The sequence below is a fragment of the Roseofilum sp. SBFL genome (assembly GCF_017746885.1).
Lineage (GTDB): Bacteria > Cyanobacteriota > Cyanobacteriia > Cyanobacteriales > Desertifilaceae > Roseofilum.
In genome coordinates, this window is the sequence record NZ_JAGHZH010000186.1 from 30,597 (window position 1) to 44,858 (window position 14,262).

The 14,262-nt window shown below is 44.2% G+C and carries 10 protein-coding genes and 1 tRNA gene; 4 read left to right on the forward strand and 7 right to left on the reverse strand.

The features are described 5' to 3' along the window. Positions 1-13: 13 nt before the first annotated feature. The 6 genes from J7545_RS20840 to J7545_RS20865 all read right to left on the reverse strand — a co-directional run bounded on the left by J7545_RS20840 (position 14) and on the right by J7545_RS20865 (position 9,360). Positions 14-2,347, reverse strand: coding sequence for an ATP-binding protein (locus tag J7545_RS20840; RefSeq protein ID WP_318700619.1), 2,334 nt, complete (start codon positions 2,345-2,347; stop codon positions 14-16). A gap of 30 nt (positions 2,348-2,377) precedes the next feature. Then, complete coding sequence (locus tag J7545_RS20845; protein WP_318720092.1) at positions 2,378-5,074, reverse strand: ATP-binding protein; 2,697 nt, start codon at positions 5,072-5,074, stop codon at positions 2,378-2,380. Positions 5,075-5,177: 103 nt separating this feature from the next. After that, entirely contained in the window at positions 5,178-6,632 is a 1,455-nt protein-coding gene (locus tag J7545_RS20850; protein ID WP_318700621.1) for an ABC transporter substrate-binding protein, read from the reverse strand. Between the two features lie 136 nt (positions 6,633-6,768). Beyond that, positions 6,769-7,353 carry a HAMP domain-containing sensor histidine kinase gene (locus tag J7545_RS20855; RefSeq protein ID WP_318700622.1) on the reverse strand — a complete coding sequence of 195 codons (585 nt, stop codon included), beginning with the start codon at positions 7,351-7,353 and terminating at the stop codon, positions 6,769-6,771. 76 nt (positions 7,354-7,429) lie between these two features. Next, positions 7,430-8,020 (reverse strand): response regulator, encoded by a 591-nt coding sequence (locus J7545_RS20860; RefSeq protein WP_318700623.1) that lies wholly within the window; start codon positions 8,018-8,020, stop codon positions 7,430-7,432. A 467-nt stretch (positions 8,021-8,487) separates the two neighbouring features. Continuing rightward, positions 8,488-9,360, reverse strand: a complete 873-nt coding sequence (locus J7545_RS20865) for an esterase-like activity of phytase family protein (RefSeq protein WP_318700624.1) — start codon at positions 9,358-9,360, stop codon at positions 8,488-8,490. Positions 9,361-9,743: 383 nt separating this feature from the next. Between J7545_RS20865 and J7545_RS20870 the strand changes: the two genes are divergently transcribed. Together J7545_RS20870 and J7545_RS20875 are read left to right on the forward strand one after the other, a co-directional pair. Continuing rightward, positions 9,744-10,889 (forward strand): AbrB family transcriptional regulator, encoded by a 1,146-nt coding sequence (locus J7545_RS20870; RefSeq protein ID WP_318700625.1) that lies wholly within the window; start codon positions 9,744-9,746, stop codon positions 10,887-10,889. Positions 10,890-10,938: 49 nt separating this feature from the next. Beyond that, positions 10,939-11,451 (forward strand): hypothetical protein, encoded by a 513-nt coding sequence (locus tag J7545_RS20875; protein ID WP_318700626.1) that lies wholly within the window; start codon positions 10,939-10,941, stop codon positions 11,449-11,451. Positions 11,452-11,544: 93 nt separating this feature from the next. Here J7545_RS20875 and J7545_RS20880 read toward each other — a convergent pair. Next, positions 11,545-11,617 (reverse strand) — tRNA-Met (locus tag J7545_RS20880). Positions 11,618-11,833: 216 nt separating this feature from the next. On the opposite strand from J7545_RS20880, the gene J7545_RS20885 reads away from it, so the two are divergent. Both J7545_RS20885 and J7545_RS20890 read left to right on the forward strand, forming a co-directional pair. Then, positions 11,834-12,520, forward strand: a complete 687-nt coding sequence (locus tag J7545_RS20885; RefSeq protein WP_318700627.1) for a hypothetical protein — start codon at positions 11,834-11,836, stop codon at positions 12,518-12,520. A gap of 30 nt (positions 12,521-12,550) precedes the next feature. Then, positions 12,551-13,936: a hemolysin family protein gene (locus J7545_RS20890; RefSeq protein WP_318720093.1), complete on the forward strand. Its 1,386-nt coding sequence runs from the start codon at positions 12,551-12,553 to the stop codon at positions 13,934-13,936. Positions 13,937-14,262: the final 326 nt, after the last annotated feature.

Consider the following 14,262-nt stretch of genomic DNA (forward strand, 5'->3'; position numbering starts at 1 on the left):
ATCTCTACCTGTACTACCCGGATTTGGTATGATAGGAGCTATCCAACTTTTCCAGTCGATCGCAGATACTGAATAGATCGGCTTTGAGAGCAAGATCGATTAATATCTTGAGGTCTTCGGGGGAAGGAATAAGTATATCTCCCGTTTGTGATCCTGGTTGGTTTCTTGACAATAATTCTGATTTTTCTTGCTCTTTGTAAAGCCATTCTAAATTTAAACATTCCGAGAGTACTGCCAAGAGATCCTGAGCATCGACAGGTTTGGCTAAGAAGCGATCGCCACCTTCATCAAGAGCTTTTTGTTGGTCGGCTGGGGTGACAGATGCAGAGGAGACAACGATCTTATAATGCCATAAGTCCTCGGCAGCCCGAATGCGTTTGAGCAATTCAAAGCCATCCATTACAGGCATGACAAGGTCAGTAATTAATAAATCGGGTTGCTCTTCCCGCAGGAGTTTTAACCCTTCTTCTCCATTTTCTGCCTCAAGGGTTTCAAATCCTAGAGGTTCGAGGAGGTTGGAGACCACAGCTCGATTTTCCCAACGGTCATCGACAATCAGGATAGTCCGACGTTCTCCTGCATAGCCGATAATGCGATCGCGCCAGCGATGTTCAGCATTATCACACCAGTGATGTCCAGCATTATTGCTCTTGTGAATTTCCCTCTGTTTTTGTGCCCAATCCTCTACTCTGGGAACATCAATAACAAAAGAGAATTCACTCCCTTGGCCCAGTTGGCTTTTCACTTCAATGCTTCCCCCCATCAGATTGACAATACGCTGAGAGATGGCGAGTCCGAGTCCAGTGCCTTCTGATTGTTTTTGGCGATCGCCGACTTGTTCAAATTCTTCAAACAATTTAGCCAGATCCCCTTCGGTGATACCGACTCCAGTATCCATGACCTGAAAGAAAAGCTTGGTATCTGTCTCGGATTGTTGTAATACATCAATTCGCAGGGTGACAGTACCCGAATCGGTAAACTTAATGGCATTACCGAGCAAATTAATTAAGACTTGACGCAGACGCTTTTGATCAATAGCAACGCCATCTGGTAAGCGGCTGCTGGATTGATAGATAAAATCAAGACCTTTTTGTTCAGCCTTAATTTTGCACATTTCCACAACGTTTTGGAGTAAAGCAGGAAAATGGACGGGAACCGGCAATATTTCCAGTTTTCGAGCTTCGATTTTGGCCAGATCGAGAATATCATTAATTAAAGTTAGCAAATGATAACCAGATTGATAAATAACATCCACCTGCTTTTTTTCTCTCGGGGGTAAAACACGAGATCGCTCTAAGATTTGGGCATAGCCAAGAATACCGTTGAGGGGAGTTCGCAATTCGTGGCTCATGTTAGCAATAAAAGCACTTTTGGCTTGATTGGCAACTTCTGCTTTTTCTTTTGCCGCTTGCAATTCAAATTCTAAGACTTTGCGCTGTTCGATCTCCCGTGTGAGAGTTTGATTCCAACAGAAAATAACGATAACACCTGTCGTTCCTCCCAGGGCTACAAAAATCAACCATTTAGGAATAGTTTCCTTGACTAATTCTTTGCCTCCATACCAATTATTATAAGACTCATAATAAATAGATTGTCGATCTTCTTTCCATTGCTTGAGATAACCATCAATCGTTTCACGAAGATCGGCATATTTATTTTCTGGAGTAGCAAACGTCGAGCGAGTTGGATGAAAAACGATAGCAGTTCTTTCAATGCGATACTTTTCTTCTTCAAGATATCCGAACGTGCTATTAATAACTCCAGCATCTACTTCTCCACTTTCTACTAATTCTAAAACTGTTGGTGCTTCTGCTACATCAATTACTTCAGGTTGAATCCCAAAATCACGAGTCATTGCCTTGAAATTACGATTGTGGATACTTCCTGAAACTGCGGCAACTCGCTTTCGGTCTAAATCGGGTAAAATTTTTATATCGCTATTCGGTGCGACATAAACCGTCCCCCACTTAACGGCTACAGGTTCATTAACAAAATCAAAAATCTGGTCTCGTTTTTCTGAATAAGAAATAGAGACCAGTAAGTTAATCTCATCATTCTCTAGCTTTTTGAGTAAGATTTTCCAGTCTTCATGTATATATTCAATGTCCCATTTCTCTCGTCTGGCAATTTCTTCTAGTAAATCGACAAATAATCCTTTAGGTACTCCACTCTCATCCAAAAACACACCAGGAGGGTTATCTGTGAACCCGACCTTTATGGTTTGTCTTGCTTTGGCAAGCCCCATAAAAAAAATACCAGATAAACCAAAGACTATGATTAAAAGAATGCGAATTCGAGAAAACATGAGAGTGCCAATATGGCTTTGTGCTTGTATGAATTTTGACATAAATTTAGATAAAAATTCTGGTGTCTATTTTCATTCTTTTTGTTGATCTAGGTATTCTTTTAATAAAGTCTCAACTTCTTCTATTTTAAACTCTTTGGTAAGTTCAAGAAGAGGGGCAGCAAACTCTTTATAGCAGCTATCCAACCTTTCCAGTCGATCGCAGATGCTGAATAGATCTGCGTTGAGAGCGAGATCGATTAATACATTGAGGTCTTCAGGAGGAGGAATAGATATATCTCCTCTTTCTGCCCCTCGTCTGCTGCTTTTTGGTGAAAACTTTGATTCTTCTTGCTCTTCGTATAGCCATTCTAAATGCAAACATTCCGAGAGTGCAGCAAAGAGATCCTTCACATTGATGGGTTTGCCTAAGAAGCGATCGCCACCCCCATCCAGGGCCTTTTGTTCGTCAGCTTGGGTAACAGATGCCGAAGAAACAACAATCTTGTAGTGCTGCAAGTCCTCCGTAGTGCGAATGTGTTTGAGCAACTTAAAACCATCCATCACAGACATGGCAAGGTCAGTAATTAATAAATCTGGTTGTTGCTCCCGCAGCATTTTCAACCCTTCTTCTCCATTTTCTGCCTCAAGGGTTGTGAATCCGAGGGGGTTGAGGAGGTTGGAAAGAACAGCTCGATTCTCCCAATGGTCATCGATAATCAGGATGGTACGGTGTTCTCCTTGATAGCCAATAATGCGAGAGTTGCTTTTAATCCTTCGGTGTGGTTGTACCCAATCATCAACTAAGGGAAGATCGAGGGTGAAGGAAAATTCACTGCCTTGACCGAGTTCACTTTTGACTTTGATTTGTCCTCCCATGAGATGGACAATGCGTTGAGAAATGGCTAGTCCCAGTCCAGTTCCTTCCGCTTGTTTCTGGACATTGCCGATCTGCTCGAAAGCTTCAAACAGTTTCGTCCTATCTTCTAGGGCGATCCCTACCCCTGTATCCCTTACTTGAACCAGTAGATTGGCCTTGGTTTCGGACAACTCCACCACATCCACCAATAGCCTCACTGAACCGCGCTCAGTAAATTTGATGGCATTCCCAAGCAGATTAAGCAAGACTTGTCGCAGTCGCTTGTCGTCGATGGATACGCTCTCTGGGAGACGGGAACTGGTTTGATAGATAAATTCAAGTCCTTTCAGTTCAGCGCGAATCTGGCACATCTGTGCCAGGTTTTGTAAAAAGGAGGGCAGATGAAGAGGTTTGGGGACTAACTCCAGTTTGCGAGCTTCAATTTTAGAGAGGTCTAAAACATCATTAATCAGACTGAGCAAATGAGTACCACACTGATGAATGATATTCACGCCATCCCGTTGTTCTTGCGTCGGGAGTTCGGTGTAGGACAAAATTTGAGTGTAGCCAAGAATACCATTTAGAGGAGTGCGAAGTTCGTGGCTCATGTTGGCGAGGAATTCGCTCTTAGCGTGATTGGCTGAATCGGCTTCTTCTTTGGCCACTTGCAATTCCAAGGTTCGCTCTCGCACCCGTTGTTCAAGGTTATCAATGGAAGAACGCAGTTGTCCAGTCATAGTATTGAACGTGCGAGCTAATTCGCCAATTTCATTGTCCGATACAATATCGGCATGAGCGTTTAAATTTCCATCGGTGATTTGCCGAGCGATTGCCGTCAATCGTCGAATGGGAGACGAAATCACATTGGCCATACCAAATCCTATCCCAATAGCGGCAAGGGTCGTTCCCAAAGCGAGAATGAGGTTATTGCGGGTTTGAGTGTTTATGGGTTGGAGGAAAACGGATTTTGGGCGCAAATAAGCAACTTTCCAAGGTAGGATTTGGCTCAGTGCGATCGCTCCGGCATATTCTATGTTCTTCTCTTGGGAAAGAATGGTCGTGAAGTAGGGGCGATCGGGGTTAAAATTGGTAGCAAATTCGTCAAATTGTGTCAGTTGAGTTGCGAGATCGGTAGGTAGGGATGGGGGCAAGCGATACATTACCTGTAGCTCCTGAAGGGTTTCCGATTCAGGAGGGGCGAGAAATTGAAAGCGCAGTTCTTGAGGCAAGCCACCATCATCACGATAGCCTTGGGCCAAGCGCAAATTGTGGTCATCAAGTAAGAGAGCAAAGGAAAGAGAACCAGCTAAATTCTCATGTTCAAGTATGAGATGTTGGAGTTTAGCTGCGCTGTACTGACTGCGTAGGACACCCATTACTTCTCCCGTTTGGCGATCGCGGATAGACTGGCTGAAATAGAGGTAAGGTTGGCCATCAACCTCAGAAAATTCAATGTTGGAAACAATAGGTTCTCCCGTTTCGAGGGCAATTTGGAAATAATCGCGATCGGACTCATTTTGTCCGATCTGAAGGGAGTAAGTATCGAGGAGGTTCTGTCCATTAATATCGAGCAGAGCATAGGAAACTAAAAAGACTTTATCTTTCGCCATCAAGATATTTAGGCTGTTAAGAGCTTGCTCTTTCAGGATAGAATTTGGTGTACTCAAATAAGTAGCAAAAGTTTCTTGTTGCGCCTCTATGGCAATAGCCGTTAAATTAGTGCGTATCAACACATCAAGAGTTACTACGGTTTGGGACGCGGCTGTATCCAGGGATCGATTGGCCGATTCAATCAAGTCTGTCCGCATGGTGTGGTAATTCCACCAAGCAAAGCCTGCAAGGGGAGTTAGAGCAATGAAGCAAAACACGCCTAACAATTGATGGCGCAAGCTGTAGTGATTAAAGAAACGTTCGAGAGAGATAGCTTTCATGGTTTTCAATTACGGTGCTACGCCTTAGAGAGTCGGGAATCGGAAGTCAGAAATTGAGTTTTCCCCATTACCCACTCATCAATTCCCAGCGTGAAGCGCTATTTTAAAGGGCTTCTGTGGCTCGAGCGGCAGCTTCTGCCATATTGTGCAGGGTCGTTTTAATGTTCTGTTGGTCGGTCATTAGTTTTCCGAGTTCTACCGGAAAACAATCAAAACCGAGATCAATCCAATTGGGGAGGTGGGGTTCCGTTCCCATTCGATTTTCAATGGCATCCAGGGTAACATCAAAATAATTAGTCACCTGGGGGTTAGCTCCAAACCCAAGTTGCAATCGAGGATCGCTGTAGGTGCTGCGGCGAACGCTGTTGGTTTGACTCAGAATCGCCGTGCGGGTAATGACATCAGGACTGGTGAGCCATTGCAGAAACACCCATGCTGCATCTTGGTTTTTGCTATAACGAGAGAGTGCCAAGCTACTCCCTCCTTGATGACTAATACCCGGAACTTCGCCAAAGCCGCATGCACTGGCAGCACGTAGGGCAATTTCTTGGGGACAAGGAGCTACTGCCACTCTTCCCGATATTGGGGAGCCCGATGAGCTTTCAAACCATGGAAACCATTCTCCCCAAGAGATCATGATAGCAGCGCGACCTTGACGAAAGGCTTCTGCTTCCCCATACCAATCCCAGGTTGTTGCTGCGGGAGGAGCATAGGGTCGTTGAGCGAGCATATATTCAATTCCGGCGATCGCTTGATCGTCGTTAATGGCTGGAGTTCCATCTGCATAATAAATTGACCCGCCATGGGCCCACAACCAAGCGGTCATACTACAATGCAAGCTGTAATGCCCGACTTTCCACTGTCCTAGCGTTCCATAGATATGAGGGGCTTTGGCTTCGCTAATCACTTTGATCGTCGCCAAGTAGTCTATCATTGTCGTCGACACAGATAACCCCAATTCCTCAAAAACATCCGGGCGGTAGAACATGATAAATATGGGGATGTCGTAGGGAATTGCGGCCAACTGTCCTTGATAGGACGCAACATTAGCCACCAAAGACCGGAAAAAATCCTCAAAATCATAGTTGGGATATCGCAGGTCACTATTTTCCAGCAATTCTTTGGGATTGATCCCAATATTGACAAAACGACCGATCCAAGCCTGATCCCAATACATGATGTCGTAGGTTCCCGCTTCTCTAGCTATGTCTTGCTCGATTCGTCCCAGAACGCGATCAAGGGGTAATATATCCCATTGCACTTCGATTCCCGTTAGGGGAGTAAATTCATCTTGCATCAATTCCCAAGCTGCTTTTGTAGCAGGGACATCTTCTATAATTAATCGCAGAGTTGTGCCGGAAAAGGTTTTTCCGACATCTTTGAGAAAGTAATAAGCATCGGTTCCGATGACACCCGCCGATTCCAAACCACGCGTCTCTTCGAGGGATAGTTGAAGGAGAGAAGATGGGGACAAACGACGGCAGGCTTTCAATGCAGAAGCAGCACTCCATCCCAACGCGGCTGATGTTCCCCAGCGCAAGATATCGCGTCTTTTCATAGTTTAATCTCTTGTATCATTTTTTATGTTCTAGGAAGAGGAGTATGGGGGGCTTTCGAGTTTACAGAGAATTAACCCTTAATTCCCCAAACTGACGATCGCGCCAAAATATGGCACTAACCTGGCTTTAAAGATTTTAGGATATCTCTCTTGAATCGGACTTAATATTATGCAAAGGAAGAGAAATCCTCAATTCTGTGCCTTGTCCCAGTTCTGAAGAACAAGTTATGGTTCCACCCTGTTGTTCTGTGACAATTTGACGGGCGATTGCCAACCCCAAGCCCGTCTCCTTTCCTGTGGATTTAGTTGTGAAAAATCGCTCAAATATTCGAGATTTAATTTGAGGGGATATCCCGACTCCATTATCTTTGATTTTAACGCAAATTAACGACTCTTTATTGCTTGTATTTATTTCGGGATGAAGACTGATTTTAGGGGCTTCCAGATGTTCTTTCGGATGCTCTGTTTCATTCCTATATTTGGCATCAATCGCTTCGATAGCATGGACCAATACATTCATGAAAACCTGATTCAATTGAGCTAGATTGCAATAAATCAACGGGAATTCTCCATAGTCTTTGCTGATTGTGATTGCTTTACGATGCGAGTTAGCCTGCAAGCGATAAGACAATAATATTAACGTATTGTTCAAACCCTCATGAAGATCGGCTTGTTTCCATTCGGATTCGTCGAGTTTAGCAAATGAACGTAAAGAAAGCACAATTCCTTTAATTCATTCTGTTCCAACTTGCATCGATTCCAATAAATTGAAATAATCTTGTTTTAGGAAGGGTGAATCAATATTTTTTGCCAATTTTAATCAATGAAGAGGGATTTTGATATTCAGTTTTGTCTAATTCCAGAAGATGCAATATATCTCGATGATATTGAGCAGCATGTTGAAGATTGCTATGGATAAAGGTGATGGGATTGTTGACTTCATGAGCAATCCCTGCCACTAATTCTCCTAAGGTCGAGAGTTTGGATTCTTGAATTAATTGCAGTTGTGTTTTTTTGAGATTGATATGAACTTTAATGAGAGCCAAAAGTTCGGTATGATCGAAAGGTTTTGTGATATAGTCAACGCCCCCAATTTCCAATCCTTTAACCTTATTGATAGTATCGGAAAGTGCAGTAATAAAAATAACAGGAATATGTTGGGTTTGGGGATCTGCTTTGAGACGGCGACAGGTTTCAAAACCATCGATACCAGGCATTTGGATATCAAGAAGAATTAAATCGGGCTGATAGTGTTGCAAGCGTTTAAGAGCGCGATCGCCATCAATGGCTGTGGCAACAGTATATCCTGCATTGTGTAAGGTTTCACTAATGACTTTTAGATTGGCGGGGGTATCATCAACCGCTAAAATTTGTCCTTTATTTGACATAACTATTCTCTTGGTTAACGTTCTCTCAGTCTAAATACTGTTGCAAAAACTCCTCAATTGCTTCTATTTTAAACTCTTCGGCAAGTGCGAGGATGAGTTTCTTCTCTTTCTTCATCAAGCCATTGTAAATCCAGACACTCCGAGACTATGGCAAAGAGAATGTTTGCATTAACGGGTTTGCCTAAGAAGTGATCGCCGCCCCGATCAAGCGCATTCTATTGATCTACTTCATAGGAATGCTAAACATCTCTTCCTTGGCGATAGCCGTTATCCAACTTTCCAAAAAGAGATACTTAGCATTGACAGGTTTGGTGAAGAAGCAATGACTTTAAATATACTAATTCATTACTTAGGGAATTAACAGGACTTAGGAGTAAGGTAGTTGGGTTGACATAAGCAACTCCGCCTAATTTCATATCGCCTTGTTTGTCTGTGCCAAAAGAATTGGCTGTTTCGGCAACGTAGACCTATTCTGCCATTGGTTGTAGGGTTTGGGTATTAATCACCAACAAGCGCATCATTTGAGAGGCTCGTCCAATCTCTTTGGTGGGAAAATCTAAAGGACTTTGGAGAGCGACAAATAGGCGATCGCCGTTTAAATTCAGATCGAGACCCTCAAACCCTCGATTTAGTCTGCGATGGGTGTAAATTGCTGGTAATACTTGCCGCACATCAGTAGCGGCATTTAGGGATACCCCTTCAGGAACTAAGCGTCTCACCATCGTTCCATTGGCGGCGATATGGGCTACACTGGGGCTGTATTCGTCGCAGAGCCAAAATGTACCATCTGGAGACCGCGTAATCCCTTCCGTATCCAATCCATTGGGATTTAAATTTAACCGGACTTGGGCGCTAAAATCATAAGGCACTTCATCATTACTGTTATTTGGCAATCCGGTAATTGGCTCTCCATCTTGGTTGCGGATGGGAATTGCATCCAGGAATTCCAGCCGTCCATTATTGCTGGAAAGTTTGTAGATTACTGGGGTATAATCAGGAACGGGAAACGTGCGGCGCTTTTCGTTGCCAACAGTGATGCGATCATTGGGGCCGCGATCAGCGATCGCATAAAATATATTATCTGGATCATTCGGTGAATGATCTAATCCTGAAAAGAGTCCACCGATGCGAATACCGCGATCGTCCTGTACTTGATTGGCAATGGCGTTATTTTGTACCGTTTTTAAGCTGATAGGAGGTAAGCGGAATATCTCCCCAAGTACCACTGTCCGCTGTGCAATCCAATTTCCCATACTCGGTTGATGCTTCAGAACTGCAATCCCAGTAACGAGGACGCTACCCATCAAACCACTCAAGACTAATCGGTGAACTCTCTTCATAACCTTTATCTGTGATCGTCTAACGAAAAAACAGCATTATTATTCCTGATCGAGTTTAAGGAAGTGTTAAGATACAGCGCAAAACGCTGTTATGAGGAACAGTGTTGAATCCTCACAGCTATGTACAAAAAGCCTATTCCCTAGTGCAAAGCGCTATATCATTGATAAATTGAGTATCAAGACTAAAAAAATAGCAGAAATTACTGTATCTTGATCTCGAACCAATATGGCAATCCAAAGACGTTACAAATAGAGAGTGAAGAAAGATTAGAACGGGTGATTAACGAATTCGCCCAACCCCAACAGGACAAACTAGAACCCTTTGCTCCAGTAGTTATCAATATCTTACGAAATTTGGTACAAGGAAAGAGACTAGAGTAATTGTGATTAACCTCAATGATATGGTCGATGTTCCCGAACCCAATCAGCCAGAACAGCTCTCCTCAGGGGAAGTACTTCAGGATAAGCTCAAAAATAGCTTATCTTATATCGGTTTAGTGGCGATCGCCTCTCTTACCGCTGTCCTGTTGACCCAACTTCATATTCCCGTATCCTGGCTCGTTGGCCCCATGATTTTTGGTCTCGTATATTCCCTTTTCAAAGGAGAAGCACAACCGCTCCCCCCGATTTTTTCCATTCTCGGTCAAGCCATTATTGCCCTGACAACAGCTACCCGTTTCTCCTTTGATACTCTGATTTTAGCGAAAGAATATGCCCTGCCTCTGCTCGGCTGTATAACCATTACAGGGATATTGAGTATATTGAATGGTTATCTTCTCAGTCGTTGGGCTGGAATAGACAAAGCAACGAGTTTGTTAGGATGCATTCCGGGAGCAGGACCGACTTTAGTTGCCCTCAGTGAAGATTTAGGAGGAGATGCGATCGCCGTTGCCTTTCTGCAATATTTGCGCATTCTCATGGTATCTGTGATTGTGCCGTCTCTTGTCACCTTCTCGTCTAGCGAAACGATCGGTCAATTGGCGATTCTACCAGAGATGTCTACCCCATCAGCAACCCTTCCCCCGATCCTCAACCTTGGTATTTTAGCCCTCTGTGGCATTCTCGGTCTTCTCATAGGAAGAGGGATAAAATTGCCAGCCGCCGTCTTTCTTGGCCCCTTTTTCCTGGGCTTAATCACCTTCTGGATACTTCCCTATCCCCTGCATGTTCCCGATCCCATTTTTGCCGCCAGTTTGTTGCTCTTCGGATTATCCATCGGTCTCAAATTCGATCGCCAAGTTGCCCAAACTCTGGTGAAATCAGTTGTAATTCAATTGGGTTTAGTGACGATCTTAATTGCCGTTTGTTTAGGCATTGGCTATGAATTTCATCAATTGACCCATATCGACACCTTAACCGCTATTTTAGGCACAACCCCAGGAGGTATTAGTGCAATAACCGCCACGGTAATCGAAATTGGCGGCAATGTGGGCTTAGTGGTGGCGATGCAAATGACCCGCATGTTCCTGATTTTATTATTGAGTCCTTGGTTAGCGGCCTCCTTATTATCTGCTAAACCAGGGATTTAACTGCTGACGATCGGCTATGATTGTCTAAAAATCGTGAGGAGGAGTAAACATGCTAACTCGACTCAAAACTCTCAGTTGCCTTGGTCTCCTGGCTTCCCTTGGGGTATTTACCCTAGCGTCTAAAGCTAATGCCCAGTTTAATGCCGATCCGAATCCGGTACTACCCAATCAAGCCGTAGTCTACCAATCGATTCCCGAACTCTTTGATGCGGCTTACTATAGCAATGGCGGAGATTACTTTTATCAGCGATCGTTTGTTGGTCAAGTCCAAAACTTTTTAGGCCTACCGCGATTCTCCGAGCATAATACTCGCCGGAGCGCCCAATTGGTTCATATCCTCTACAAAAATATTTCCCAAGTGCAAAATACCAGCACGCCCATTGTTCGCACTCAAGATTTATATAACCCCTTCGATCAAAACTTAGTGGTTTCTCCCAGTGTGTCCATAGAATCCAATCCGATTCCTCCTGCTCCCACTCCCTTTGTCCCTTTTTCTGCTCCTCCCGTAGCTCCCTTACCTCCTGCTCCACCGCCTCCTGCTCCCGAACCTCAGCTTTTCTAACTTTACAAGGTGCAGTCATTCTCTAGGGGATCTAGGATCAATCAACAAAGAAACCCGACTCTAAACTCTTCGTGAGTTAAGGTCGGGTTTCGCTGCGCCCTACTGGAATCGAACCAGTCTGAAGGCGAATTATGAGTTCGCTGCCTCCCCAATCGGCCAAGGGCGCTAGAGATTGATAGACTCAGAGTAAACTTAGGGAGTGAACGTATCTCTCGTGTCAACCTCAATCTTATGCATTATCTTAGCACAAGGTTGGAGGAACGAGGAAATGAGGGAATGGGCAGAAGTCTGTGTTACTTGACCCAAGTTAGCTTACACTAATCGGATGATTAGTATCCTGACTGAATAGACTAAATACAAAGAACAACCTAGGTAGACAAAGATGAGATTAAATTCCACAGTTGCGCTAACGTTAATTTTATTGTCAATGATGTTTGGTGCGGGGATTATTAGTGCGGCACTAGGTTTTAATATTGGTCGCGAAGCGCTCAAGGGAATTACTCAACCGGACTCTAGCCCCACCAGCACTATGGTGAATCGTCAACCGGGAACGACGGGTAAAACTTCAGTCCCGATTTTGAAGGAAGAGGAGATCTTAAAACGGGTGGATACTTATATTGAAGGTGAAGAGGCAAATGAGTCACAAGAACAGAGTTTCCAACCGACTCCAGACTCTTCTCAGCAGGCGATCTCCGAACCGAAGGAGCCTACCCTCAGCTTACCCGGTTTTCCGATCGCCGCTCAAGATCGAGGCGTTACCCTAGAAATCTCGGCTGCCTATCAACAACAGGAAAATTTAGAACTGGACGTGAAAATTCGTAATGATAGTCCCCAGATGGTGCGCTTCCTTTATAGTCTCTTGAATATTACAGACAATCGGGGGCGCTCCTTAACTGCAACCACCTCGGGTTTACCATCCCAAGTTCCCCCCAATCAGGAAGAGTTTTCCGGTAAAGTGAGTGTACCGGTGGCTCTGTTGGCAGATGCTCAACACTTGTCTATGAAGCTCACCGATTATCCCGATGAAGAGTTACATCTTCAAGTTTCTGGTATTCCAGTCGTTCGCTAAATGGACACAGAGATTCCGTTGACTCCATTTATGGGAATACCCTTTCATCTGGCTGCATTAACCTTTGCCGATGGTTCCATCCGACTCTTATCCGTTTTCTTATTAATTGCGATTAATGCCTTTTTTGTAACGGCTGAGTTTTCCATTGTCTCCGTGAGGCGATCGCGAATTCAACAATTGGTTTCTACTGGTGATGTCCCTGCCCAAACGGTACAGAAGCTACACACTAATCTAGAGCGTCTCCTCTCAACCACCCAATTGGGTATTACCCTATCCAGTTTAGCCCTAGGATGGATAGGGGAAAATACGATGGCAACAATTTTGCAAGAGGCGCTCTCGAATTCTCCCCTATCTCCGTCTCTCCGACAAAGCTTAACCCATTCCCTCTCTATTCCCTTAGCGTTTATTATCATTGCTTACTTGCAGATCGTGTTAGGGGAATTATGCCCGAAATCGGTTGCCCTATTGTATTCAGAGCAATTGGCTAGGGTTTTAGGTCCGCCCAGTTGGGCGATCGCCCGCTTTTTTAATCCCTTTGTTTGCATACTCAACCGCTCTACCCGGTTTCTCTTGGGTTTGGTGGGGGTTCGCTACTCTGCCCAAACCTGGCACACCCGCGTCACCCCAGAAGAGCTACAACTCATTATTAGTACGTCTACTGAGTCCATAGGTTTACACGCTTCTGAGCGGGAACTGCTCAATAATGTCTTTGAATTTGGGGAAGTGGTGGCTGAAAATGTCATGATTCCCCGCACCAGTATTGAGAGTATTTCTTATGATGCCACGTTTCAAGATTTACTTGATGAAGTGGCAAAAACAGGGCATTCTCGCTATCCCGTAATGGCAGATTCCCTAGATGATATTCGGGGAATTGTTAACTTTAAACAATTAGCTGGCCCTTTAGCAAAGGGAGATTTATCCCCAGAAACGGCGATTCAAGTCTGGGTACGTCCGGCACGATTTGTGCAAGAAAATACCCCAGTGTTAGAATTGTTGCGATTGATGCAGCGATCGCACCAAGCGATGGTCATTGTTGTTGATGAGTTTGGCGGAACAGCGGGATTAATTACCATTCAGGATATCGTAGCCGAAATTATCGGCGATACGGAAGAACCAGATAACGGTCAAGAACCTCCCATCCAACAGCTCGATGAACAAACCTATCTGGTGCAAGCCCAATTAGATATTGAAGAAGCCAACGATATGCTGAATTTGGATTTACCCCTTGATGATGATTATCAAACCTTAGGGGGATTTGTGATTGCCCAACTACAAAAAATCCCGAATGTGGGGGAAGTCCTCAATTATGAGAATCTAGAGTTTACCGTCATTAAAGCAGAAGGGCCGCGCTTAGACCAAATTCGCATCCGTCGTGATGAGCAGTTGCTTAACCCTCCTTCCCCCTTAGAAGAATAATAGAGGAATTTCGTGCCTGCTGAACAAATCCCCCGAGCTTATGAGTTTTACCACAATATACCGGCAGGGCATGACTACCCCACACTAGGCTTAACATGATCACATTTCTTTCTTTCCATTGGATTCTATCTATTACTAAGAGGAGATACCCTTTGTGCAATAATCCTTTCTTCCTCTGACGGTTCTGATTTTTTTCTTTTTCTTCTCTTAATAATTCTTTGATCAGGGGAAACCACAATTTCTTTGCACTCAGAACTTCCAGGAAATGGGAACAATGCGATCGAGATTATCAGCAATGACAACTAATTTATCATAATCATCAGTGA

Excerpts from the sequence above, each read along its gene's own strand:
- J7545_RS20890 (WP_318720093.1), top strand. The coding sequence starts at position 12,551 with ATGGGAATACCCTTTCATCTGGCTGCATTAACCTTTGCCGATGGTTCC.
- J7545_RS20875 (WP_318700626.1), top strand. The coding sequence starts at position 10,939 with ATGCTAACTCGACTCAAAACTCTCAGTTGCCTTGGTCTCCTGGCTTCC.
- J7545_RS20885 (WP_318700627.1), top strand. The coding sequence starts at position 11,834 with ATGAGATTAAATTCCACAGTTGCGCTAACGTTAATTTTATTGTCAATG.
- J7545_RS20860 (WP_318700623.1), bottom strand. The coding sequence starts at position 8,020 with ATGTCAAATAAAGGACAAATTTTAGCGGTTGATGATACCCCCGCCAAT.
- J7545_RS20845 (WP_318720092.1), bottom strand. The coding sequence starts at position 5,074 with ATGAAAGCTATCTCTCTCGAACGTTTCTTTAATCACTACAGCTTGCGC.
- J7545_RS20865 (WP_318700624.1), bottom strand. The coding sequence starts at position 9,360 with ATGAAGAGAGTTCACCGATTAGTCTTGAGTGGTTTGATGGGTAGCGTC.
- J7545_RS20850 (WP_318700621.1), bottom strand. The coding sequence starts at position 6,632 with ATGAAAAGACGCGATATCTTGCGCTGGGGAACATCAGCCGCGTTGGGA.
- J7545_RS20840 (WP_318700619.1), bottom strand. The coding sequence starts at position 2,347 with ATGTCAAAATTCATACAAGCACAAAGCCATATTGGCACTCTCATGTTT.